25 protein-coding genes and 1 pseudogene are annotated in these 25086 nt (G+C 46.1%); 8 read left to right on the top strand and 18 right to left on the bottom strand.

Annotated elements, in window-relative coordinates; genetic code table 11:
• Window positions 1-139 precede the first annotated feature (139 nt).
• From hemY to hemE, 3 genes are read right to left on the bottom strand one after another with little or no spacing between them, the layout of a single operon-like run.
• The gene (hemY, locus tag ABTV53_RS09400; protein WP_433752518.1) at window positions 140-1564 is read right to left on the bottom strand and encodes a protoporphyrinogen oxidase; all 1425 of its coding nucleotides are present in this window, start codon (window positions 1562-1564) and stop codon (window positions 140-142) included.
• Window positions 1564-2514 carry a ferrochelatase gene (gene hemH / locus ABTV53_RS09395; RefSeq protein ID WP_036609705.1) on the bottom strand — a complete coding sequence of 317 codons (951 nt, stop codon included), beginning with the start codon at window positions 2512-2514 and terminating at the stop codon, window positions 1564-1566. The genes hemY and hemH overlap by 1 nt, the downstream gene beginning before the upstream one ends.
• Complete coding sequence (gene hemE, locus ABTV53_RS09390) at window positions 2507-3571, bottom strand: uroporphyrinogen decarboxylase (RefSeq protein ID WP_433752516.1); 1065 nt, start codon at window positions 3569-3571, stop codon at window positions 2507-2509. The genes hemH and hemE overlap by 8 nt, the downstream gene beginning before the upstream one ends.
• Window positions 3572-3775: 204 nt before the next feature.
• On the opposite strand from hemE, the gene ABTV53_RS09385 reads away from it, so the two are divergent.
• Complete coding sequence (locus tag ABTV53_RS09385; RefSeq protein ID WP_433752514.1) at window positions 3776-4987, top strand: MFS transporter; 1212 nt, start codon at window positions 3776-3778, stop codon at window positions 4985-4987.
• Between the two features lie 106 nt (window positions 4988-5093).
• Here the strand turns inward: ABTV53_RS09385 and ABTV53_RS09380 are convergent, their stop codons facing one another.
• Complete coding sequence (locus tag ABTV53_RS09380) at window positions 5094-6296, bottom strand: cytochrome P450 (protein ID WP_433752512.1); 1203 nt, start codon at window positions 6294-6296, stop codon at window positions 5094-5096.
• A gap of 485 nt (window positions 6297-6781) precedes the next feature.
• Between ABTV53_RS09380 and ABTV53_RS09375 the strand changes: the two genes are divergently transcribed.
• Window positions 6782-7993 carry an asparaginase gene (locus ABTV53_RS09375; protein ID WP_433752510.1) on the top strand — a complete coding sequence of 404 codons (1212 nt, stop codon included), beginning with the start codon at window positions 6782-6784 and terminating at the stop codon, window positions 7991-7993.
• A gap of 148 nt (window positions 7994-8141) precedes the next feature.
• Here ABTV53_RS09375 and ABTV53_RS09370 read toward each other — a convergent pair whose 3' ends face one another.
• Together ABTV53_RS09370 and ABTV53_RS09365 are read right to left on the bottom strand one after the other, a co-directional pair.
• Window positions 8142-8999, bottom strand: a complete 858-nt coding sequence (locus ABTV53_RS09370) for a hypothetical protein (RefSeq protein ID WP_433752508.1) — start codon at window positions 8997-8999, stop codon at window positions 8142-8144.
• A 483-nt stretch (window positions 9000-9482) separates the two neighbouring features.
• Entirely contained in the window at window positions 9483-10115 is a 633-nt protein-coding gene (locus ABTV53_RS09365; RefSeq protein WP_036610944.1) for an O-methyltransferase, read from the bottom strand.
• Window positions 10116-10353: 238 nt separating this feature from the next.
• On the opposite strand from ABTV53_RS09365, the gene ABTV53_RS09360 reads away from it, so the two are divergent.
• From ABTV53_RS09360 to ABTV53_RS09345, 4 genes are all read left to right on the top strand, one after another.
• Window positions 10354-11508: a THUMP domain-containing class I SAM-dependent RNA methyltransferase gene (locus ABTV53_RS09360; protein ID WP_433752506.1), complete on the top strand. Its 1155-nt coding sequence runs from the start codon at window positions 10354-10356 to the stop codon at window positions 11506-11508.
• Between the two features lie 213 nt (window positions 11509-11721).
• On the top strand, window positions 11722-13722 hold the full coding sequence (locus ABTV53_RS09355; protein WP_433752504.1) for an LTA synthase family protein: 2001 nt from the start codon (window positions 11722-11724) through the stop codon (window positions 13720-13722).
• A gap of 75 nt (window positions 13723-13797) precedes the next feature.
• Window positions 13798-14226 (top strand): cytidine deaminase, encoded by a 429-nt coding sequence (locus ABTV53_RS09350; RefSeq protein ID WP_433752502.1) that lies wholly within the window; start codon window positions 13798-13800, stop codon window positions 14224-14226.
• An 81-nt stretch (window positions 14227-14307) separates the two neighbouring features.
• Complete coding sequence (locus ABTV53_RS09345) at window positions 14308-15042, top strand: DsbA family oxidoreductase (RefSeq protein ID WP_433752500.1); 735 nt, start codon at window positions 14308-14310, stop codon at window positions 15040-15042.
• A 323-nt stretch (window positions 15043-15365) separates the two neighbouring features.
• Here the strand turns inward: ABTV53_RS09345 and ABTV53_RS09340 are convergent, their stop codons facing one another.
• Together ABTV53_RS09340 and ABTV53_RS09335 are read right to left on the bottom strand one after the other, a co-directional pair.
• Window positions 15366-16196 carry an aldo/keto reductase gene (locus tag ABTV53_RS09340; protein ID WP_036670089.1) on the bottom strand — a complete coding sequence of 277 codons (831 nt, stop codon included), beginning with the start codon at window positions 16194-16196 and terminating at the stop codon, window positions 15366-15368.
• 175 nt (window positions 16197-16371) lie between these two features.
• On the bottom strand, window positions 16372-16653 hold the full coding sequence (locus ABTV53_RS09335; protein WP_091017568.1) for a hypothetical protein: 282 nt from the start codon (window positions 16651-16653) through the stop codon (window positions 16372-16374).
• A 149-nt stretch (window positions 16654-16802) separates the two neighbouring features.
• Between ABTV53_RS09335 and ABTV53_RS09330 the strand changes: the two genes are divergently transcribed.
• Entirely contained in the window at window positions 16803-17201 is a 399-nt protein-coding gene (locus ABTV53_RS09330; protein WP_433752499.1) for a hypothetical protein, read from the top strand.
• Between the two features lie 107 nt (window positions 17202-17308).
• Here the strand turns inward: ABTV53_RS09330 and ABTV53_RS09325 are convergent, their stop codons facing one another.
• The 10 genes and pseudogenes from ABTV53_RS09325 to ABTV53_RS09280 all read right to left on the bottom strand — a co-directional run.
• Window positions 17309-17530, bottom strand: a complete 222-nt coding sequence (locus tag ABTV53_RS09325) for a DUF1450 domain-containing protein (RefSeq protein ID WP_091032287.1) — start codon at window positions 17528-17530, stop codon at window positions 17309-17311.
• Window positions 17531-17551: 21 nt separating this feature from the next.
• A complete protein-coding gene (locus tag ABTV53_RS09320; RefSeq protein ID WP_036670085.1) occupies window positions 17552-17854 on the bottom strand; it encodes a heme biosynthesis protein HemY in 303 nt (100 codons plus the stop codon).
• A 142-nt stretch (window positions 17855-17996) separates the two neighbouring features.
• Window positions 17997-18254 carry a hypothetical protein gene (locus ABTV53_RS09315; RefSeq protein ID WP_433752497.1) on the bottom strand — a complete coding sequence of 86 codons (258 nt, stop codon included), beginning with the start codon at window positions 18252-18254 and terminating at the stop codon, window positions 17997-17999.
• Between the two features lie 197 nt (window positions 18255-18451).
• The gene (locus ABTV53_RS09310; protein ID WP_433754131.1) at window positions 18452-19654 is read right to left on the bottom strand and encodes a M14 family zinc carboxypeptidase; all 1203 of its coding nucleotides are present in this window, start codon (window positions 19652-19654) and stop codon (window positions 18452-18454) included.
• 234 nt (window positions 19655-19888) lie between these two features.
• A complete protein-coding gene (gene racE, locus ABTV53_RS09305; RefSeq protein WP_433752495.1) occupies window positions 19889-20698 on the bottom strand; it encodes a glutamate racemase in 810 nt (269 codons plus the stop codon).
• A gap of 219 nt (window positions 20699-20917) precedes the next feature.
• Window positions 20918-21295: a YtxH domain-containing protein gene (locus ABTV53_RS09300; protein ID WP_433752493.1), complete on the bottom strand. Its 378-nt coding sequence runs from the start codon at window positions 21293-21295 to the stop codon at window positions 20918-20920.
• Window positions 21296-21481: 186 nt separating this feature from the next.
• Window positions 21482-22393, bottom strand: coding sequence for a DUF4261 domain-containing protein (locus tag ABTV53_RS09295; protein WP_433752492.1), 912 nt, complete (start codon window positions 22391-22393; stop codon window positions 21482-21484).
• A 10-nt stretch (window positions 22394-22403) separates the two neighbouring features.
• Complete coding sequence (locus ABTV53_RS09290) at window positions 22404-22865, bottom strand: DUF86 domain-containing protein (RefSeq protein WP_433752490.1); 462 nt, start codon at window positions 22863-22865, stop codon at window positions 22404-22406.
• A gap of 173 nt (window positions 22866-23038) precedes the next feature.
• On the bottom strand, window positions 23039-23326 hold the full coding sequence (locus tag ABTV53_RS09285) for a Dabb family protein (protein WP_017689429.1): 288 nt from the start codon (window positions 23324-23326) through the stop codon (window positions 23039-23041).
• A gap of 285 nt (window positions 23327-23611) precedes the next feature.
• Window positions 23612-24028: pseudogene (locus ABTV53_RS09280) on the bottom strand (phage holin family protein); the annotation flags it as partial.
• A gap of 415 nt (window positions 24029-24443) precedes the next feature.
• On the opposite strand from ABTV53_RS09280, the gene ABTV53_RS09275 reads away from it, so the two are divergent.
• Entirely contained in the window at window positions 24444-25040 is a 597-nt protein-coding gene (locus ABTV53_RS09275; protein WP_017689431.1) for a helix-turn-helix domain-containing protein, read from the top strand.
• Window positions 25041-25086 lie beyond the last annotated feature (46 nt).

Raw genomic sequence — 25086 nt, 5'->3', positions numbered from 1 at the left:
GCATATTCTGGATTTCCATCATTCATTGGAACTGCATCGATTGAAAGGGTATTAACTCGGTTAGCTTCTATATCTTCATATGAAAAAAGCCATCTCTTCAGTAGATAATTCTACGGTTGAGACAGCTCTCTTGCTGTACTTAATCTGCTGCAAGCTCTTGTGTTGCCAAAATAGACATTTCCTTCGCTTGTCTGATGCAATCCGGCAAGCCTACGCCCTCATAACCTGCACCTGCAATGTACACACCCGGTAACTTGCTGCCAAGCTCCTCACGAAGGGCGGCAATATGTTGGAGGTGTCCCACCGGATACTGTGGCATGGATTTACGAAGCCTTGTAATCTCGGAGAAGATCGGCACTGCTTCAATACCCATCGTCTCTCTCAGATCCTTGAGAACCAGATCGGTCAGCGCATCATCCGGAAGCTCTACGTTCTGTTCGTCACCAGAGCGACCGACATAACAGCGGAGCAGCACTTTATCATCCGGGCTGGTATGCAGCCATTTCGTCGATGTCCATGTACAAGCCGTAATATTCCGGCCCTCTTTCCGCGGAACGAGGAAACCCGAACCGTCGAATACATGCTCCACCTCTTTTTTCTCAAAAGCGAGCACTACATTGGCTACAGACACATAATTAATAGCATCCAATGCCGCTGTGTCCACGTGAGGCTTCAACAGCTCTGACGCGACATATGTCGGCACAGTAACCACTACATCATCGGCTTCAAGCATTTCGCCATTACCAAGTTCAACACGGTACCTGGTCTGCGCTCCATCAAGACGTTGCAGCGACTTCACCGCGGTGTTCAGACGTTGATCCACATCCTGCAGCTCATGGACGAGTGCATGAACAAGGCTCTGAAGTCCCTGACGAAAGTTCAAAAAAGCACTTCGTTTCGTTCCGGTATGCGTCTCAGCCGGTTTGCGACCCGTCATCATGCCCCGGATCAAGCTGCCGTAATCGCGCTCTACTTCTCCGAACTGCGGGAAGGTAGCCTGGAGGCTCAATCGCCGCATATCACCTGCATAGATTCCTGCGAGCAGTGGTTCCGTCAAGTTCTCCAGCACTTCTGCTCCAAGACGGCGTTCAATCATATAACCGAGCGATTCATCCTCTGTTGTACGACGCGGCGGGATGACAAAATCCATCAAAGCCCGCAGTTTGCCTGCCGGAGAGACCAGACCACTTCTCAAGAATGGTCTTAGTTCTGTGGGAATACCAAGAACAAGTCCTGCTGGCATTGGATGAAGCTTGCCACGCTGCATGATATACGTTTTCTTCGACTCCGGATTCTGACTGACCAGTTCATGATCGATCTCCAATTCTTTAGCCAGGTCAATCATTGCTGTTTTGCGAGCCAGGAAAGAATCGGGCCCCTTTTCAATCACAAATCCATCCCGGTGCAGTGTCTCAATCATGCCTCCCATGGACGAGCTTTTCTCGACCAAAGTAATCACGGGTTCAACTCCCGCTTCCCGGTAATGCTTGCGGATATAAAATGCCGCGCTGAGGCCGGTGAGGCCACCGCCGACGACAACAACACGGCGTTTCTTATCACCCATTACTCATCCGACCCTTGCTGCCATTGGCTTATAATAACGTCGCTTAACGTCTCCATGTATAGAGGATCGCTATTGAGAGAATCAATACGCATCAGGCGCATGTCGATCTCTTTGGCAATCGATTTGGCCTCAATATCGAGATCATATAGCACTTCGAGATGATCCGAGACAAATCCGATTGGTGCCACAAGTACATCCTCTACCTGTTCACGAGAAAGCTCCTGTAACGTATCCAGAATATCCGGTCCGAGCCAAGGCTCAGCTGTTCGTCCGGCACTCTGCCATGTAAATTGCCAATTGGTTATGCCTACACGTGAGGCAATCACTTCCGAAGTCTCCAGCAATTGTTGCGGGTATGGATCACCCATCTCCACAATACGTGCCGGCAGGCTGTGAGCACTGAACAAGACTTTTACATCCCCGCGTTTTGCTCCAGCTTCTTCGAACGCATCCAACTTGGCACTGACACGCGTGGACAACGCCTGAATTAACTTCGGATGCAGATGATAACTCTCAATAAAGGACATATGAACGCCCAGCTCTTCTGCTTTTTCACGCGCACGTTTGATATAACTGCCTACACTCATCGTGGAAAAATGAGGAGCCAGTACAATCCCAATCGCTGTCTGAATTCCATCCTTGGCCATCTGCTCCACGCCATCCTCGATAAACGGATAGGCATGCTTCAGTCCTTGATAACAGCGGAATTCCACATCAGTGCCACGCTCATCGCGGTTTAACGTCTCTTGAAGGGCCTTGACCTGATTGTCCGTATTCTCCCGAAGTGGAAAAACACCGCCAACAATGGCTTCATAACGATCCGTCAGTTCCTTCAATTGCTCCGGTTCAGGCGGACGTCCTCTGCGGATATGTGTGTAATACGCTTCAACACTCTCCATATTTTCTGGTGTGCCATACGACATCACCAGTACACCTACAGTATTAGTCATTGGTTACCGTCACCCCAGTCTTCATTGCTTCGGCAGAATATTCATGAATATAAGCCGTTAGTTCTCTGAGCTTCTCTAGCGATGCTTCAGGAAATAATCCGTGTCCCAGGTTGAAAATATACCCCGGCTCCTTGATTCCTTCGTCAATAATCACTTTGGCTTGCTCTTTGATCATTTCCATCGGGGCAGTCAGCACATATGGGTCCAGGTTACCCTGTACTGCAAATTTGCCGCCAAGACGTTGACGCCCTTCCGAAATGGATATTCTCCAGTCGAGTCCAATCACATCGGCCTGCAGATTATGCAGTGCCGGCAACAACTCACCCGATGCAACACCAGGGAAATAAATCTTCGGTACATTCAAATCCGATAATTCGGTAAAGATACGGGTAATTGTAGGCAATACATATGTTCTGAAGTCTTTGGGAGAAAGTGCTCCAACCCAGCTGTCAAACAACTGGAATGCCTTACCGCCATTCGCAATATGCGCACGGACATATGTAATAACCATATCACCAAGCTTCTGCATCAACTTATGCCACACCTCAGGCTCGCTGTACATCATCGTTTTCGTGCGGATATAACCTTTCGAAGGTCGGCCTTCAATCAGATAACTCGCAATGGTGAAAGGTGCGCCCGCAAACGTAATCAGAGGCACGTCAAGCTCCTTATCCAGAATTCGAATGGTTTCCAGAATATGTGACAGATCTCCCTCTACGTCGATGGGGCGCAGACGATCCACATCTGCAGCTGAACGAATAGGATTATCGATTACCGGTCCAATATTTTTTACAATGTCAAAATCAATGCCCAATGAGGCAACCGGATTCATAATATCGGAATACAAAATAGCCGCATCTACACCAAGTTTGCGCACCGGCATGAGTGTAACTTCAGCCGCCAGCTCGGGTTGTTTGCAGATTTCTAACAAGGAGTACTTTTCTTTAATTTTGCGATATTCAGGATCGTAACGTCCAGCTTGACGCATGTACCATACCGGGACACGGTCTATCTGTTGTTTAAAACTTGCCCGAATCAGTCGATCATTATAGCTCATGTAAGAAGCCTCCAATAGTTTTTGGACTCATAATTACCATTATGCCCTTTTTAAACAGCCGTAACAACCACATGCAGATGCGTTCTACGTGACAATACTATGACATTCCTTACACCCATCCCTCATATGCCAATTATGTTATAATGAAAGAATGGTGTTTTTTTGAGAATTGCAGAAATATCTTTGAAAGGAAGTGAAAGCACTTTGAAAACGTGGAAAGTAAACCTCATTGTGCTTTGGTTCGGACAATTTTTGGTCAATTCGGGCATGACCATGATTACCCCATTTTTGTCTCTTTATCTCGCAAGAGATTTGGGCGTTGTTGGCGAACATGAAATTGGCATTTGGGCCGGATTTATTTTTGCAGCCAATTTCCTCACCTCATTTTTGTTCCAACCGCTCTGGGGCAAGTTATCAGACAAGTATGGTCGAAAAGTGATGCTGTTGCGTTCGGGATTCGGGATGGCTATCGTCATTGCCCTTATGGGTCTGGCGCAGAATCCCTGGCAGCTTCTCTTATTACGTTTGCTTAACGGTACCATCTCCGGTTTCAATCCTGCAGCTGTTGCGCTGATATCAGGTACCACGCCGAAAGACCGTATGGGTTTCGCCATGGGAATCAGTCAGTCCGGGCAAGTTGCCGGTACAATCCTGGGTCCGCTTATTGGCGGCTTGCTGGCTGATGCGGTAGGCTTCCGTCCCATTTTCTACATTACAGGTGCATTGATCTTTGTCGCTTCCATGCTCGCCATGTTCCTGGTGAGAGAGAAGTTTGACCGTCAAGAAGCAGCCAAACTGCCGGCACAATCCGTATTGTCCGGTTTGAAGGAGTTGAACAAGTCACCACAACTGCCCGCACTGTTTGCTGTGACGTTCCTGCTGCAGTTTGCGATGATTAGTCCCATGTCACTCTTGCCGCTGTATGTGCAAAAATTGCATGCTTCGGATGTAAATGTGGCCTTCTGGGCGGGACTTGTCGGTGCAGTTACGGGACTATCCAATATGGCCATGTCTCCTGTTCTCGGGAAGCTGAGTGACCGGATTGGTCCTCACAAGGTGCTGACGTTCTCCCTCATAGGTACAGGACTCATGCTTATTCCGCAGGCATTTGTTCAGACCGTGTGGCAGCTCATTCTTGTTCGATTCATGATGGGTGTGTTCATGGGTGGCCTGCTTCCGAGCGTCAATGCCTTGATCCGTTCCTATACAGCAGATAGCATGATTAGCCGTGCATTCAGTTTTAATACGAGCACCCTTGCGTTAGGCAATATGCTTGGAGCGATCATTGGAGGTTTTATGGCAGGATTCATCGGAATCGAAGGTCTGTTTATCGTCTCTGGCGGACTGCTGCTGCTTAATATGGTTTGGGTCAGATTCAAATTGTATAACAAACCTGCTTCTATCCAGAAATCCTGATTACCCATCCATTTCTTAACGAGTCCATCTTACTTTTATATTTGAAAAAGCCGCTTCCAGCGCCTAATTGGCCTGAGAGCGGCTTTTGTCATTCATGTGCCGTCCATTATTTATTTATTAGATTGAATTGTATCGGATAATGTTTCACACCAAATACAAAGGCACTTTGTATCGGTTGCAAGACTGTTTCCGGCACAAGCTGAATACGCTCCATGTGCTGAAGCAATGTATGAAGAACTACCCTTGCCTCCAAACGAGCGAGTGGTGCCCCCAGACAAAAATGAATGCCAAAACCAAATCCCATATGCCTGTTCGGCTTGCGATCAGAGATGAAATCTTCCGGGTGTTCAAATTGGGCGCTGTCCCGATTGGCTGCTCCAACCCAGGAAATCACCTGCTCTCCAGCTTGAATCGTCTGACCATTCAACTCTACATTTTCCTTGGCGACCCGACCAATCGCAACGATTGGCGGATAATATCTCAGCGTCTCTTCAATCGCAGAAGTAATCCGTTCAGGATGTTCGCGCAACTCCTGTTGTAACTCGGGTTGTTCAGACAGAATACGAACCGCATTGGTAATCAGGTTGGTTGTTGTTTCATTACCGGCAGCAAGTAGGAGAATACAGAAGCCTACCACTTCATCTGAAGTTAATTTCTGACCATCAATCTCCGCAGCAAGCAGTAATGAGATCAGATCATCTTTTGGCTGTAACCGACGTTCTTCCATAATGCCAGTGAAATAGATATGCAACTCCTGCATATTTCTTTTTTTCTCCTCCAGTAATTCCTGAAAGGCCTGTTCACTATCATCACGTGCGCCTTTTACCAATACATCAGACCAATCTTTGAACTTTTGACGATCCGCCGCAGGGACTCCGATTAATTCTGCAATTACAATGACGGGTAATGGCGTTGCAAGGTCATCAATAAGTTCCATGTGTCCTTCTGACAGGTGTGGAGCAATTAACTCATCCGTGATTTCCTGAATACGGGGAGCCAGCGCTTCAATTGCCTTGGGTGTAAACGCCTGATTCACCAGATCACGCAGCTGTTTGTGTTTGGGAGGGTCTGTCGTCAACATGCTCGTATTGCCACGATCACGTGCAGAAGAGAACAGTTTCGGGTTTTTCAATACGTACTTCACATCTTCATAACCAAAAACATCCCAACATTCTCGATGCTCATCATATCGGACTGGAGTGTTATCACGAAGTTCTGCATACACCTTGAAGGGAGATAACCTCTCTTCCAAAGTCTCCAGTTCCCGAATCGGAATGTAATTCGCATACTTTCTCGGTGCCTGTTTCATCGGTTCTCCTCCAATCAATATTATATATTTATTTACATATGTTGATCACCCCTATTATAAACATAACTCTATATCGAAACCAATCTTTAGACTGTAATTGAGACCCATTACCTAATATGTGCGACTATCATCCTCTCATTCTGTTACCTACTTCTGATATGAGACCCAATTCGACATTCTTTTTTTAAACGCTTCGTTTTATCAGGACAAAAGACTCAATATGTAATATTAACTAACATTAAAAAGACTTATATTTCTTTGAAACTACTAAAATCAGTTCTTTTCTATCTCTAGATGATTGTATAATCTTTCATAATCACTTATAAACAATCACTTTACTCTCATTATCTTTGAATGTAACCGATTACTCTATCATTATCTATGTTTGTCATATTACTTAACATGAAATACAATCAATTTGAAATGGTATACATATTCTTCTTAACAAACTTAACATCACACTTACTTGAAGGAGAGTGCTATTCATGAGTAAAACATCCAATCTTCGTCCCTGGGCCGTATGGAGTACCGCAGCTTTAACAGCACTAACCATCTCGTTGTCACCCATTGGAACCTATGCTGCGCACGCAGCTACGGTGGAGGTGAAAGGCACAACAGGTGCTGTTCAGACAGCAACCACTACTCCGGCTCGCAATACTTCCATTCCTGCAATACCCGACTCTTCCAAACAATCTGCACTTCCTAATGTATTGGTAATCGGAACGGGCGGAACAATAGCCGGACAATCCGAAGATGCCACCAGCTTCCAGAATTATAAGGCAGGTACGCTTCCCATCGAAGAGATGGTAGACGCCTTACCGGATAAACAGAAGATTGCTGATGTTAGCACACTCCAATTCGGAAACTCAGGTTCGGGTTCCTATAGCATGGCCGACCTCTATGACTTGTCGCAAACGGTAGATAAAGCTCTTGCAATGTATGACAGTGTTGTCGTTACCACAGGTACAGATACAATGGAGGAAATCGCCTATTTCCTCGATATGACGGTTCAGAGTGACAAACCGGTCGTGATCACAGGCTCCATGCGCCCATGGACTGTCATCGGTTCTGACGCTCAAGCCAATCTGTACAACGCAATCAAACTTGCAGGCAGTGGTCGCACCACTTCATTTGGTACAGTACTCATGTTGAATGACACGATCCAGCTTGCTCGTGGTGTAACCAAGACGAATGATTATCGTACAGATACATTTGAAACCCCAATGCTCGGCGCTGTAGGATACATTGATGAAGAAAACATTCGAATCTATCGCGCTCCTGCACGTGCGTTGAAACCTGAAGGCACAGCGAAGCCCGTATTCGATCTAAGTAAGATCACAAAGGCAGACCTGGCCAAAGTTGAAATTGCAATCTCATATCAGGAAGCTGGCGGCGGAGCCATTGAAGGATTCGTAAACAGCGGTGCCAAAGGCATCGTGACTTCCGGCACTGGAGCTGGCGGCATCTCCAGAGCTATGGGACAAGCTCGTACCAAAGCCATTGAAGAAGGTGTCATCTTTGTGACCACCACTCGGACGGGTTCAGGAAGTGTGTATGGCGGCGGCAAAGGTATCATTGCAGGCGACAACCTGAGTCCACAACAAGCTCGTGTATTATTGATGCTGGGCCTGTCCTTCAGTGATGATTTTGACACCATCAAAAAATGGTTTGAAACGTACGGAACACCTGAAGTATAAATAAAACTCATCCTTTATAAATCTGGACAAAGAAGAGACGATGCTCCCTGTGATTCAAGGTGTGTCGTCTCTTTCTTTGTGTGTTTTCAGATTTTGTGTATTACTTTCCCACATCGCGGTGGGCTATTAATTCAAGTACGGTTCTATTTTAAATGGAGCCACCTCCAGTATACACATTACCATTAACTGTACTACCAATTTTAACCTCTACAGTAGTATCAGTAAGTGTAAGCCCAAACCATCTAAAGCCAAGAGTCGATTCTGTTCTAAGTCTGCTATACACTTCCGCGTATTTGTACCCTTCAAGATCCACCGTTCTTGAAAGTCCCATCCCTCTATCAGTTAACTCCAATGTCGATCCCCAGAATTTACGTTCGTAACCACCATCTTTAGTAGCAACCTCTACCTTTGAACCATCATATCTAAAACTTCCCGATGCCCAAAGATCAAACATTTTTAGACCTAAGGCATTATAAGCTGATCCGGTCGTCCTTTCGTTAGCGGTGTAACTCCACGCAGCAGCTCTGATGGCACTATTAAGGTCAATTTCAGAATGTAAAATAAAAATTCCTGATTTATCAATATAAACATCTGTTTTTGTAGTTTCTGTTGAGAAACTTAGGACTTCCTCGTTTTCTTTTTGCTGTGAAATAAACTCATTTAAACTGAATGTTTCCTCGTTATTTAACTGATTCTTTTGTGATTCATTTGGAAATACATCTTCTAGAGAAATCGAGTCATTATTAGCCAATTCTAAGGGTGCGGGATTGTTCTCATAATAGCTCTCAATAACATCATGAATTTCAATCAGAGTTACATTCTCCTTAGACATTTTTAAGTTCTCCAACTCATTCGCTATTTCAGAACTACTCTTAGTTATATAGGCCCGAGCTTCTGCAATGTTATTTAAATTTTCTTTTCCTTCTAATGAATCTGCTGAGACTGTAACAGCGCCTCCTACCAAAAGTGAAAACGACATCAAAAGTGCAGTGAATTGTTTCTTCATAAAAAGTATCCTCCTTAGTATTATAATCACTCCTTTTATAAATTCTCTGATTAATTTCAAATTCTTTCTTATTTAGTAAAATAATACCTAAAAAGATAAAAAATCAAAAAAACGAGTATCACAATAAGTACAATATAAACTGGCAGTATTAAAAAGGGCGTGTATACGTTAAGAAAATGAAATACGAAACCTGAGATCAGAAGCAAAGAAAGAAAAATGAATAAAGGTCTCAATTTAACACCTCCATATATAGAAATTTATTACTTCTTATATACAATATTACCATAAAATTACCTGAAAGTTAGTTATGATCTCTTCTTCGCTAAAAAATCAATTCATTTTTAGATAAACCTCAATAAAAACTCATTCTCAACAATCAATATTTTTTACACTAAAAAAACTCCGATGGAACACGCCCCCTCACAAACATAGAAGCGTGAGATCGTGTTTCATCAGAGTTATATCTTTAGGAAAATCTCACTTTCACTTCACCCAGGCAAGTACGAGCCCATCGTAGTCCGGCAACATCGTCGTCACCAGGCGCGGGTCACTCGCCATCTGTTCATTGAAGCGACGAACAGCAAGCACAGCCGGTCCCTGCTTGTCCGGATTCAGCGTACGACCACGCAGGAAACAATTATCACCTACAATGACCGCACCTGGCCGGGCCAGCTTAATGGCATAGTCAAGATATACCGGATAATTCTCCTTATCTGCGTCAATAAAGAAGAAATCAAATGTGCGACCTTCCTGCTCCAATTGCTCCAGGCTGTCTGCCGCCGGGCCAATGCGATATTCCACCTTTTCGCCAAAACCGCCTTCTTCCAGATGACCACGCGCCATTGCCGCATATTCCTCTTTCAGTTCCAGCGAAGTCAGGGTTCCATTCTCACGCAAACCGCGTGCAATGCAGATACCGCTGTAACCGCCCAGCACACCGATTTCGAGCGCAGCTTCCGCTTTGGATGTCTTGGCTAGAAACGTGAGCAGACGTCCATACGCCGCCGCAACGGAAACTTCAGGCATACCGTTCGAACGGATGGCCTCTTTCACTTTCAGCAAAAGATCATCCTCTTGAAATAATTGATTTACATATTCATCAGGGGTCAGATTCACCACTAAAATCCTCCTTGGACACTTGGACTGCTTTCCATATGGATGCCAATGTTCTATAATAAATGTTTGTTATCAACACAGGCGGTTGATTGGTGCATCACCTCGAAGGAGGCGTGTATACGTTCACCGCATTTCTCATTGTAAGTTTTTTCACGGAAAGCGGCAAGGCCGCACCGTCACTATACAGCAGAGAGAAGGATATCCTTCTCCAGCTTGAAATGGAGTTGAAATGAATCACATGGCTCAATTGCAATTGATTGCAACCTCGGCGATGGGACTCGAGGCTGTTGTCGCCCGGGAACTGAAGCAACTGGGGTATGAAGATGTTACGATCGACAATGGACGGGTTTTCTTTACAGGAGATTATATCGATATTTGCCGTTGTAATCTGTGGCTGAGAAGTTCGGATCGCGTATTGGTGAAAATGGGTGAATTCCCTGCTACGACATTTGACGAATTGTTTGAAGGCACCAAAGCACTTCCATGGGAAGAGTGGATTCCAGCCGACGGCGAATTCCCTGTAGAGGGTCGTTCTCAAAAATCCCAGTTAAGCAGTGTACCTGCATCACAAGGGATCGTGAAGAAAGCAATCGTAGAGAAACTGAAGCTGACTTATGACACAGAGTGGTTCCCAGAGGACGGGTCTCGCTATGTGATTGAGGTCATTCTGCTGAACGATCGCGCCCTGCTTACTTTAGATACGACGGGACCAGGGCTGCATAAACGGGGGTATCGCAAACTCGTCACCGAAGCGCCTCTCAAAGAGACACTTGCAGCAGCTCTGATTCAGCTCAGCCGCTGGAATGTATCCCGTCCCTTCTATGATCCATGTTGCGGATCAGGCACAATGCTGATTGAAGCCGCCATGATCGGCTGGAACATTGCACCCGGACTTCGCAGGACCTTCAACTCAGAGGACTGGGCTGTCATTCCAGAAGAATTATGGGAACAAGCGCGTGAAGAAGCATTTGATGCTGTGCGTGATGATATCCCGTTACAGATTTCAGGCAGCGACATTGATCCGGAAGCGATTGAAGTAGCTCAGGCTGCAATCAAGAGCGCGGGCTTCGCCAAAGAGATTGAAGTCAGCGTTCTGCCCGCGCATCGCGCAAGACCACAAGGCGAATATGGTGTTATCATTACCAACCCTCCATATGGTGAACGTTTGAGTGAAGAAAAAGAAGTTCAAAAGCTGCTTCGCTCATTAGGGCGCAGTTACCTCGACATGCCAACATGGTCCTTTTTCGCAATCACGTCGACCAAAGCTTTCGAGGAGTATTTCGGTCATAAGGCAGACAAACGTCGCAAGTTGTTCAACGGACGAATTGAAACCCAGTACTATCAGTATTTAGGCCCATTGCCCCCACGAAATAAAACACCACAATCTTCATAGTTGTTCCAACTATAAAGTGCCCCCGCCAACCACGGCCGGGGTGCTTTTTTTGTGTACTTTTCTGGTCATAAGAATTCACCGACTTCGGTCTTCGCTTCCGCAGAAATCAATTCTTCCGAGGCATAGTTGAAAACACATGAGGCCACGCTATAATGGATGGAGCCCTATTTTACATTCCGATAACAAAACAACAAAAGTAAGGGGGACATACATATGGTTGACACTCGGCCTACGCGCAACTCCATGCCACGCGGGCTTCTGAATCATCCACTAACGTTATATCTTATTTTTCTTGGGCTCATGCTGCTCAAACTCATGTGGCTCCATCACAATCTTCACGCCTATAACATTACGATGGGACTGCTGGATAAAGTTATTGCCATTGGATCATTGCTACTCCTGTCCTTCTGGACCTGGTGGCTGCCTCGCAGAGGCATGATCGTATCTCTGGTCGCGCTTAACCTGCTGCTTACCGCACTAATCTACGCCGATATGGTGTATTATCGTTATTTCCAGGATTTCTTGACCATCCCGGTATTGTTGCAGGCCAGACAAGTTGACGCATTGGGTGACAGTATCGCTACACTGATCTATACAAGCGATCTCTGGTTCTTTGCCGACTGGCTTGTCGTCATTCCGTTCGCAGCGATCGTACTGTTCAGCAGACGTTACCGTTCGAAGCACTCCAGTACATCTGTTACTGGTTACGGGAGTTATTCGTATAACGGTGGCAAGACACGGTTGCGCCGCCGTCTCACGGCTGGCAGCATTGCCCTTGTGCTAGGGCTGGGTCTCGCCGTTGGCCCAATATATTTCTACAGCAAAACATGGGCCAAGGGCCTGTTCGATAACAACTGGTGGAATGTATCCATGTACAATGTGACCGGACTCCTCGCTTTTCACGGTTATGATCTGTACAACTATGCCAAAGACCACATTGGCTCCGGGCCACAGGCTGATCCCGCTGATGTTGAGCAAGCAAAAGCATTCTTCGCTGAAAGGCAAGGAACTGATACGCAGAATGATGCCTTGTTTGGCAAATATAAAGACAGCAACGTCATCATTGTCCAGGGTGAGGCTTTTATGAACTTCATGATCGGCCAGAGCATCGGCGGTCAGGAGATCACACCCCATTTTAATGAACTGATGAAAGAAAGTCAGTATTACAGTCACTTTTACCACCAGACCGGTCAGGGTAGAACGTCAGATGCCGATTTTGGAGCGAACATTTCCCTGCATCCACTGCCGGTTGGTTCAGCCTTTGTACGATATGCAGACCATACGTATGATTCCCTCCCTTCCATCCTGAAGGATAACGGGTATAGCACCAACGTATTTCACGCTTATGAGAGTGGCTTCTGGAATCGATATACGATGTATAAGAACATGAAGTATGACAAGTTTTATAGTAAAAATGATTTTGCACAGGATGACCCGCTTGGCTGGTCCCTGTCTGATGAATCCTTTTTCCGGCAATCCGTTGAGAAAATGAGCAGCGAGGTGACCGAACCGTTCTATTCCTTCCTAATCACTCTTACCAGTCACCATCCGTATGCATTGCCAAAAGAGAAGCAGCAGCTGAATGTAGGCGAGTTCCAGGGAACCATGTTTGGTAACTATCTGCAATCCGTTCATTACGTGGATTCGGCGCTAGGCAAGATGGTGGAGGATCTGAAAAATCGGGGATTATGGGAAAATACCATTTTTATGTTCTACGGGGACCACGACAACTCGATCAAGGAACAATCACAATACGAGCAATTTCTGGGACGTTCATTGAACGAACTCGATATGGCACAGATTATGAACGAGGTTCCCCTGCTCGTGCATTTACCGGACGGAGCAGCTGCCGGAACCATCGACGAACCTTCGGGACAACTGGACATCACACCGTCCGTGTTGCATCTGCTTGGCGTGTCCGACCAGTCCTATTATCATATGGGTAACGACGTATATGACGGGACTGCACGTACGGTTGTGCTGCGTAATGGTGCATTCTCAGATGGTTCTGTATTCTACACTCCATCAGATGATTATATCTACGAGAACGGTACTTGTTATGACCTGTCAACACGTGACAAAACAGATATTAACGCATGCTCCCCCGGTCATGATGAAGCAGCCAAGCGACTGCATGTCTCGGACACCGTGATTACCTATGATTTGATTCAGCGCTTTCGAGAGGAAGACAGTTCAGCAGTAACATCGCAATAAGCAATATCCTAATGACAAGCTAAAACAAACATAAGATGAAGTAAATTGGATTTTAAAAAGGAGAACTTGCATTACATGACATCACACACTGAACCACTCCATATTGAACAGCAATTGTTCGATGCAGCCGCCAACTTTGTGAAGCAACGTTATCCTCAGGGATGGGGCGGTGCGGGTGCCGTCTATACCGAAGCTGGCTCCCTGCTGATTAGCGTAGCTCCAGAGGTCATCAACGATGCCACGCATCTGTGTATGGAAACAGGAGCTTATCTGGAAGCCCACAAATTGAACGAACGCGTCACCCACTCCCTCTGTATCGCTCGTGATAACGAGCATTCAGAATTCAAGGTCCTTACACCTTGTGGTGTATGCCAGGAACGATTATTTTACTGGGGTGAAGAAGTTAAAGCTGCCGTTTACGTTCCTTCTGGTCAACTGATCTTCAAAACACTGGATGAGATCCAGCCTTATCATTGGTCCAAGGCATATCGGGATAAAAAGTAATCTCCTTGCGAATTATAGAAAGTGGCTTTATAATTGTAACTATATTAGTTTCAACTAAAAGGATAATGGAGGTTTAACATAATGAATATTGAGATATGGTCTGATTTTCTGTGCCCTTTCTGTTATATCGGCAAGCGCCGCCTGGAGAATGTACTGGAACAGTTCCCACACCGTGATGAAGTGAAGCTGCAATTCAAAAGCTTTGAGCTTGATCCAAACGCTGCATTGAACCCAGGCAAAACCAATACGGAATATCTAGCTGCCAAATATAATATGAGCGTGGAACAGGCCAAAGGTATGAATGCCCAGATGAATGCCAATGCTCGCACGGCAGGACTGGAATACAATATCGATGCCATGATCCCTACCAACTCCTTCTCCGCACACCGGTTGACACACTGGGCGGATACACAAGGCAAAGCGCTTGAACTGAGTGAACGGATATTCCAAGCTGTGTTCATTAAAGGTAAACATTCAGGAGACCCTGAAGTCTTGGCTCAGTTAGCAGAAGAAGTAGGCCTGGATCGTGATGCAGCTACGGCAGTGTTGTCCGGTGATCAATTCACCGACAATGTCCGCGCTGACCAAGCGGAAGGCGAGCAACTGGGGATCCGTGGTGTACCTTTCTTTGTATTTGACCGCAAGTTCGCTGTATCTGGCGCTCAGCCGGACGAGGTATTCCTGGATGCCATTCAAAAAGCATGGGACGAGCGTTCCCCTTTCACAATGGTTGAATCCAACACAACAGAAACAGACGGCAGCGGAGTCTGCACAGATGACGGATGCGAAGTACCACCATCCAATTCGAATAAATAACACAAAAGCAGCAGGATCAGGGGACACTCCCCGATCCTGCTGCTTTTTTATATGCTACACACCACTCTAGCTCATTGTATATATTTGTGTTTGATGAACAGTTACTGTGGAGGGGACGGAATGAATTCTGAAGAAGCGAAGCGTTCGCCTGAAAGCTTTCTGCAGGAAAGCTGCATCGGAAGCATAAGCTGTCTCCAAATTTTATCCTCTGAAACGAGGAATCAAAAAAATTTGGAGACAACAGCGATCAAAAGGACGATTCCGTAACCGGAACAAACACAAGTAGTTCATCAAACACTCATATTCAATTAGCGTCTACCCACTTAATCCCAGAACAATTGATCCGGATGCGGGCCCGTCCGCTTATCTGAATCCAGCGCATCAATCTGTCTCAACTCATCCGGTGTCAATTCAAAGTCAAAGATGTCCGCATTCTCACGAATACGCTCCGGGGTAACCGACTTCGGAATCGTCACAATCTGATTCTGAATATCCCAGCGCAGAATGATCTGTGCTGGCGTTTTCCCATATTTCTGGGCCAGCGCTTTGAGGGTAGACTCTTGGTTCAGCTTGCCTTTCATGATCGGGCTCCAAGCCTCCAGTTGAATTCCCTGCGCCCCACAGAAATCCTGAAGTTCTTGCTGGATCAGACCCGGATGCAGCTCTACCTGATTTACCGCAGGCACCGTTCCGCCCTCATCTATGATATCTTGCAAATGATGTACTTGAAAATTGCTCACACCAATTGCGCGAATACTTCCTTCGCTATATAGACGTTCGAATGCTCTCCACGTCTCCTTATACTGGTCTCTGCCAGGCCAGTGAATTAAGTAAAGATCAATCACATTCAGTCCAAGTGCTTTCTGACTGGCTTCAAATGCTCTCAACGTTGAATCAAATCCCTGATCCTCGTTCCAAAGCTTGGTCGTCACAAACAGTTCGTTACGGGCAACACCACTGCTTGCAATAGCTTGTCCCACTTCTTCTTCATTGCCATAGATGGACGCGGTATCAATACTGCGATATCCAACCTCCAAAGCCGTCTCGACCGCCTGTTGCACTTCCTTACCTTTTGCTTTATATGTTCCAAATCCTAGCCATGGCATCGTTACTCCGTTGTTCAGAATCGTACAATCTGTAATATGTTTTGTCATTCTGTACCTCCCGTATGGAATTTTGCCTGCTCTTGTTCTATTAACCTTCTCACAGAATTTTAAGCGACCATTCGACACGTTGTCGAACCAGACCCATGCCTTGGGAGTCATTGCAAAAGGACAAGAAAAACCCGCAAAACATTGCTGCTCTGCGGGTTCTGTTGTGACAGGAACGTTACAAATTCCCTTGACCGTGCTGACTCTGGATGGAATTCAATCTTCTCTTCTCCTCGATGAACATCTCTTCTGCCAACTCAACACCTTGTCCTCCGAGAGAAAGCTCTGCTTGACGCATCGCCTGCTCCGTATGTGCCAGACGACGTTCCGCCTGTACAATGGTCTGTGCAGTCGGGTGTGACAGGGCCTGAGATACAGCATAATGAAGCTTGTTCACCGCATTTTGCGCCTGAGATACGGTGGTATCAGCTTGCAAACTGGAATCATAACGCTTCGGCATGAGTATTCCTCCTTGGGATTATCATGTTCCTGTTACCCCTTTAGGATGGATAACACAAGCCTTCCTTATTCTTCTTTTGTGTTTTTATCGTAACTTTAGTTGATTTGGCTACGTTTATTAGATAATCATGCCGAACGGGAGGAAATCATTTGAAGAAAATATTAATGACACTCTGTATGCTGCCCTTCCTCATTTGGGTACAAGGCTGCGCTACTGCAACATACGAGATAGAAGGATATACAGCGTCATCCATGAACCCAGGCATCCCAGTCCCAAGCAATGCGAAGCTCATTAAAATCATAACTGATTCAGGCAATCGAAACATTAAAGAAGGCATGATGTATGAATTGAAACATATTGGAGGGGAGCAAGGACTCTACCCGCCATTGGATTATTTTCAGAAGTTAGCGGATACAGGTTGGGTCGAATTGGAGGAAGAACGAATGGGGCATGTACATTTTCTGAAAAAGGATAATACGGTCATTGCTATTGAAATTCAAGAAAATACCTTCAAAATTTATGAAATGATCAAAGGCGCTTTAGAGTAACACATTTATCTCACGCTATCCAAACACAAAAAAGGAGAGGCACGTCGCCTCTCCTTTCCGGTGTGTGGACAGTTTTCCCCCTCCACCTTGTTAAATCCTTATATCCTTTACTTCACGAACTTTGCGACTTTGACGAGCACTTCTTCTTCTGTCGGAGCACTGATATACCGACCATTAATAAAGACAAATGCACGTTTCGCGCAAGGACCGCAATAGGATTTGCACCCAATCTTGATCTCCGTGTCTGGAGCCATTTTTTGCAACTTGGGTACAATCGATTTCAGTCGGACATGATTACACTTTTCGCATACGCGGATATCGTTCGCCATGAGTTCCCCTTCTTCGCGCCCTTAGTGGTCGCCGTGATTGCCTTGGGACGGATTCGTAATGACGAATCCCTCTTCCGGGAAGTAGAGATAGTCAATTTTAACACCGTTCAACAGAGGCTGATCATTCGCGAGAATGACATCAATCTCTTTATCGGTAGATACAACCGTATCATTTTCTTTTGGTGTGTCGAGATCAAGGCCGTAGTGAGCATGGTCACCATGTGCATGGGTGATAACAACGCGCAGTTTTTTTCCTTCGTTCTCCGGCTTGTCCAATTCAAGCTTCAATACTTTAGCAGCATTACGCGTAATTTTGCAGTTCATTCTCTTCATCTCCTATATTGTAATTGCAGGTTTCAACAATTTCAGCATTCTTAAACTACAGCATCTATTGTAAAGAAAGTTACCGCTCTTCGCAATAACATTGATGCGAATTCGATGTTAAAATGATCCATTGGGCTGCAAATTAAGAAGGTGCACGCTCCTGAAGTACAGGATATTTACGTTCTGCCCGGCTTACAAACCAGTTCATCAGAATTAAAGTGACCCCGATATCATCGATGGGCATAAACGGCATGACGTCAGGAAGTACCCAGTACAACAGTGCCGGGATAATAAACAACAGCTTTTCTCCCAAAGGAATCTGCGGAGCCCGGAGCAGCCGGGGGAGCCTTTTGAAAACTTGTGTCCATCGTTTGAACGACAGCAGTCTTCTCCACTTCATTCGAATCCCTCCGTATAATCATATATATCGCCTAAACGGCACATCCATCATTACCCGTTCGAAAACCATCCAGAACGAATGATGTAGAATGCAATGTATAAAAAAAATAAAAACGGAACGTCGCTCATAGCGTCCGTTCCTGTTATACGAATGATCTGCTGATAAGTTTCACAGCTTCATACCAAGCTTTAACCCGATTACCCATTGGTTAACAGTTCAGCCAGCAACATGCCGACTTCGATACAGATATCATCAAACTGCTCTACGGGAAGCGGATTAACACCCAGTCCCACTTCCACCGTGAAGCCAGGTTTACCAAAAGCTTGGATAAACCAGTCTTTGTATCCGGCATCACTTCCACCAAGCTTCACTGCTTTGTAACCAGACGCTTTGGCAAGTCTACGCGACAGCGGTCCACTCTCTCTGGGTTCAAGATCACGGTAGTTCCAATAAATCTCCTGTCCCTGACTATGCAGGGATACAACCGCATCGAATGTGTGTTGCTGCGTCCACTGTGCAAGCGCCTGTGCCTCCGGTTCTGTCAATGGCGCTGTCCCTGCATAATCCCTGGGGCCAGGTGAGGTCACACCTCTTCTCGCTGCTTCTTCATCCCAATGGGCCGGAAATTGATCATTCAGATCCACCCCTCTGATATTGGCCTTCCAATGGGTGAAATGTGATCTGCCGGCATTCCAGGCCAACAACTGCTGTGCATGTGGATGCTGATTGACCACACCTTCCTGAACCAGTTCGACCCCGTCCGGATTAACCATCGGCACGGCCCAGAGTGTCGTCTCTTGGATCCAGCGTTCTGTCTGGTATTGATGCCATGTCCCATGTGCACTATACGCCGCGGCATACTCTTCGATAAACTTCATCAGAACTGCTGATGTCAGCCACTCATTGGCATGAACAGAAGCGTTAACATGGATATGTCTCGGCCCTTGCCCAATACGTAAATAAGGCAGCGACTTCCCCATGACACTTGTTCCAATGGACCCCGTTTCGATAAACGGGTATTGATTCTCCAACTTATCTATATCCTTGATTAATTCTCGATAACCATACTCTCCCTGAATCTTCACAATAGTTTCTCCATTCGAAGCCGGAATATGAATACAGCGACCGACCCAGTCGGGTATATTGGTAATTTCGGGATTGGCCTGGCGCAATGTTTCTTCGTCCAGACTAAATCTCCCTGCAATCTCTCCTACACTTTCTCCAGGCCGTACAGCATATCTGCGACCTGTCCCAGGGACAATACACAGCATCTGACCTGCCAGCAAGTAAGGCTGGGCGGCTGCTTCCGGGTTCAGTGCGGCAAGTAACTCCCTGGTCATATGGTGTGCTGACGCAATTCGCGGCAGTGTATCTCCCCGCTGAACGATAATCCATTGCAGTTCCATGTTGCTCTCCTTTCCACAGGAAAAGACAGGTCTCCTGTCGGGTTCTCACCAACTTCGTGTATGTAACATATGTATGCAGGTCCGGTTGTCCGTCATGTGACATGAATCATATTCATCACCTGTTGATCCAAAATCACGACAAAAAATCCCGAAACTTCACAGTTCCGGGATGGTTCACAATCAAAATACATTAATTAAAAGTCTTATTCATGCATATTTTGAGTATAACTATGATAATTGCGTAACCTGCCAGACAACAGGAGTCTTGGAGATCTGCTCCCCCAACCATCGACGGGTGATATTCTGGAACATACGAGGGTCGCCAGTGCAGAAAAATTGATGCACCGGGGTCTCATCCCCACTGGCCAGCTTTCGTTTATCATATAAAATCGTACTGATTTCACGTGCCGTTTCATCTGCCGAACTGATTAACTTCACTTCCTGTCCCATAACTTCCTGAATGGTATCCATGAGAAAGGGATAATGCGTACAACCCAGAATAAGACAATCTATTGGCTGTTGTTTGATCTCGCCCAATGATTGCTCCACCGTATGTGTCGTGTGCTCGGAACGAAATTCACCTTGTTCCACCAACGGCACCAGCGCCGGACAAGCCTGACTGACCACATCAATATAGGGGGACAACTGCTTGAGTGCCGATGTATAAGCCCCACTACTTATGGTCCCCGTGGTACCAATCACACCAATACGTCCTGTACGTGTCGCTGTGATTGCGGCCCGTGCACCCGGATGTATAACACCAATGACAGGCATATTCACCTTGGCACGGATATACTCCAACGCTGCTGCTGTTGCTGTGTTACAGGCGATAACGATAACCTTCGGATCGAATTGGATCAAGAAATCAACGATTTGTTCCGTAAATTGTTTTACTTGTTCGGACGAACGGGGTCCGTACGGTGTCCGGGCAGTATCCCCAAAATAAATGATCTTTTCCCGCGGGAGCTGACGCATCACTTCCTTGGCGACGGTCAATCCCCCCACACCGGAGTCTAATATAGCGATTGCTTGCTGCACGAACACACCGCTTCCTTCTTCATTGAATTGGTTCTCATTACATTTGTTTCCCAGAGCTTTCTTCCTACCGTATGAACATTCAGGCAAAAAGGTACCTACATCTTACCCGATTTCATCGCAGGGTTCAAATTAAATCCACGCTACGTCATCTATGTGTGGACACGCAACAAAGCAGGCTCTCCTCTAAATAGAGGAAAGCCTGCTCATCTCAAGCTTTGCTTAGTTGTCGTCCTTGGACTCATCCTTAGGAAGCTTCGCTACGATGTCAATCCCGGATTCATCCGCTGCTTTATCGCCATCGTTATCAACAATAGCTGCCGAAATGCGAATTTCTTTGCCTTCAGCGCAGTTGCGCCAGGATTGAATATCCTGAATTACGACATCTGCGGTCTCCTTAACTTTGGATACGATCTGTGAACTTTGTTCTCCCACGATACCGGCCAGTTCCTGACCTTTCTCCGATACCTGACGAGCACCTTCTGTAATATCCTGACGAAGTTCACGTCCTGATTTCGGTGCCAGCAATAATGCTGTTACAGAACCTACCACGGAGCCAATAAGAGCTCCCCACAACAAACTTTTGTTAGAATCCTTCACGTCACATCTCTCCCTTGACTATGGTTTAAGTACCGGATCAGAAGCAACGGTCTGTCGCTCAGCCATCCGGGCGAATGCCTACTCTGTTGATGCATTATAAGCAGCACAGGCTTGACCTGACACTCCAGATGTGAAAAATAATCTAAACACCCTTTTTGGAATGGATGCAAATGACTTGGCTTAAACTCAGTTCTGACGAGCCTCGAGATCAGCCCCGGTATGCTCATCCCCCGGGTCCAAATCAATCACATACCGTCCAGGTGCAATCAACGCCGCCTGATGTTCACAACGCCAGCGACGTCCACCTGAAGAACCCAGCGTCTGTCCATCTTGCAGGACATCTCCCTGATCAAATATGTAATACGCTGCCCCCAGTAAGGTCTGAGCCACCGTATCCGGATCAAGACCGACGAAATGACACTGGACATCAGGTACACCCAGCGCAGACAATCCCACGGTATCCATGACCAACCCGCGCTGTTCCTCCGTACCTCCGGCCTGATACATCCGAACGTTCATAGCTGCATACAGATGTTCCTCACGTTCCTGAGCTTGCGTGTAAGCCTCTGGTTCAACCAGCTTATCACTCCCATACCAATACAGCGCATCACAGGTCAAACTCTCCATAATTGCCAGTACAGTTTTCTGGAACAGCTCTAAACGCTGTTTACGAGGCATGGCAGCCGTGAACATATCATGTATCCGGATGGAATAACGCGAAGCTTTGACAACTTGTCCCACCTCCGGCCAATGCCATGCTTGTTGCACAGCTCCGCCAAAGCGTGCACGATCTGCGATTTCATTCACTGGAAGCATACAAGTCTGAGCAGGGATAGCCCCTTCCTGAAAGGTTACCTTATGGTCCAGATGATAGAAGACTAACATCTCATGCTCTTGCTCTCCACTTCCTTGTTTCACATCCAGTCGAACTTGTCCTGTATGACGAATCATCGCTTCCTGCAAACGCAGGCGATCCACCTCTGGACGTTCCCGGAACAAGAGTTCAACCATATACACCGGGTGGAATCCGGAAGGTGTTTCATTCGTTTCGTTACTTTCAGTATTTACTTCATTGAATTCTTTTGATTCATTTGTCATGCGATTTCCCTCATTCCTTACGCTGTCCCTCGGCCTGTGCCGTATTGAAAGGACCAAGTTCTGTTTCCACGTAGGCGCTAACTTGAGTAGTAAAATGTTCAAGTATACTCGGCAACTCTACGCTAAGCGGATGGAGCTCAGACCGCTCCCAACTGTAATAATCCTGCACCAGTGGTTTGCGTAACGTGACAAGCTGACGCAATGTCTCATAGGTCGAATTATCAAAAACTTTTTCTTCATAATTAATCTGAATAATATCATCATAACTGCTCGCATCTCTCATGATGAAGCCATCTATCAGATAACTTCCCACATCGGTAACAATCTCAATCGCCAGGTGAAGACAACGTTCCTGTACCATCCCCAGCATGAGACCGCCATCCCAAGCCGCTGCTGCCCCGCGAAGCCCTTCAGCTACTTCCGGTACAGCAGCAAGCCGGCGGGCAATCTGTTCTCTGTTTACATAATACATTCGTTCACTTCCCGTTCAGTGAGTTATCGGTTCCGTTTCCCTCTTCGCTTAAGCCAGAATATCATCACAGGACAAGCGATTAGAAACACAACAAAAATATATAGAAATTCCATAACGTCTCTTAAATCGCTCATGCAGAGTCCCCTTTATCTCAACGTAGTTTGAAAGACAAATCAGATTTCGTAGTCCACTGCAATCGACTGTTCTCTGACTTCATTCATGTACTTGATAACTTCCTGATGAAGCGGGTGTACCTGATACGCCTGGAGATCCTCCAGTGACGCAAACTCCGCCGTGAGTGAAATGTCGAATGATCTCTCCGAGCGAAGCACATCAATCCCGATTTCAAGTGAAACTAGGACATCAATTTTACCTTCCAGATTGCGAAGCACCTGGGCTGCAGCTTCAATACTTTCTGCTGAGCGATCTTTCATTTTGAACAGGACAATATGTTTTATCATTTGGGCAAGCACCTCGTTTAATATAATAGTAGAAATGAATGAATTTTCATGTATCCAAAATATATCATAACGTTCTCTATTACGAAAGGATACTTGGAAACGTTCTCTTGATAAGAAAAACTAATCGGAACCGTTTCCTTTCGATTCGGATTTCTTTTGAGATCCATCCTCCGTCTGTTTCGCGGATTCATCCTGCAGAGTTTGTCCTGTTTCAGCGTGCTCCTTGATGTTGTCCGGGGTTTGCTGCGGTTTGGCCCATTCACGATTCGCCAGATCCTCCTGATCTTCCTGTTTCTTCAACACTGCAATGGCCTGTCTGAGCTTTGCAGGCAATGGAAGACCGATTTTGGCATAATTTTCGGTAATCGAAATGAGTTCATTCACCAGATAGAAATAAATAGCTCCGCCTTTGATAAAATCGGTTCCCATGATCAGATCAATTCGGTGAGCAAGCAAAACAACGGTCAGCATGAGCCCTTTGCGAGCAATCCCCCAGAACCCAATGTTGCTATTCAACCCGGTACCCGTTCTTACCGCCGCTGCCAAGCCTGTGATATAATCCACAGCCATCGCAACCGCGAGCAGGCTCAGCAATTGATCCCATCCCCCAAAAGCAAACGTAACAAATGCTCCCGAGATGGCAGCAAAGGTATTCACCGATAGATTCACGTTCCTCACCTCTCCCTTACACTTGAGTATCATACAATATATGTAAAAGTAAGAGATTTGACAGGTCACATGTCATGCTGAACATGCGGATTTATCATTTCAGATTTGTGCACATCCTCTATGTACTCGGATAACGAAAATCACATGTTTTTGGGGAATTCAGGGAAATAAACCGCATCATATCAACAAAAAACAGATAAAAGTTCTTTAGACCTAATAATAAGTAATTAGAACTATATTATTTTTATTCCTCTTCAATTTCTCCCCTCATTTTTAGTGAAACATTGTAATCTAGGAATATACTAGGATGTGAATTGCGCATGGTCTAGTTCGTAGTTCCCTCTTTATCGTGAATTGACGCATTGACGCATTTGTAACCGGTAAACCCGGCACTTGAAAGTACCCCGTTGTTTATTGTAGTATTTGGTTAAAAAAAATCGGAGGAAATATGCCTAATCAACCAGAACAACATTCCATCCAGGCGTGGTCTCTGATCAACCGTAAATACTTGGGAAAAGGCGTCCGTGTTAAACGATTCCGAAAACCGACACGCTGTCAAATCCGCAATCGTGTTCTTCTTGCCGTGCTGATGGCCAATGATATCAAGTTGTCCCAGCTTGCTGAAGACCTCTCCATCTCTTCACGCAGTGTCAGTGCGTGGGTGTATGAAGGACGGATACCCGGCAGTACCAATTTGGACAAGACTTGCCAATTACTCGGCTACCCGCGTCATATTCTCTTCAATGAAGAAGTTGTGCGTAATAGCCCTGTCATATGTCAACCCGAGTCATCTCGCTTCATGAAGCGTACGGTGACCCGTTCTCCGGTTAGTAACCGTATTTTGACTGGCTTGTGTATGGTCCATGATTTGTCGGTGACAGATGTCAGCCACTGGATCGGGGTTCATCCCGGCACTTTCCGCAAATGGCTGCATCAGGGAACACTGCCTTCTGCTGCGTTTCAGGAACAAGCGGAGCAATTTTTCCGTATCCCGAAAACTATTTTGTTCGCAGATGTCATCTTGAAAGATCGTCGCAATAACTAAATAAGCGAACAACCAAAAGGCTCTGATCTCCCATAGGGAGGCCAGA

It is taken from the genome of Paenibacillus amylolyticus, assembly GCF_050990605.1.
Taxonomy (GTDB): Bacteria; Bacillota; Bacilli; order Paenibacillales; family Paenibacillaceae; genus Paenibacillus; species Paenibacillus amylolyticus_H.
The sequence above is the reverse complement of the archived record's forward strand: the minus strand, read 5'-3'. Positions and strand labels throughout refer to the sequence as shown.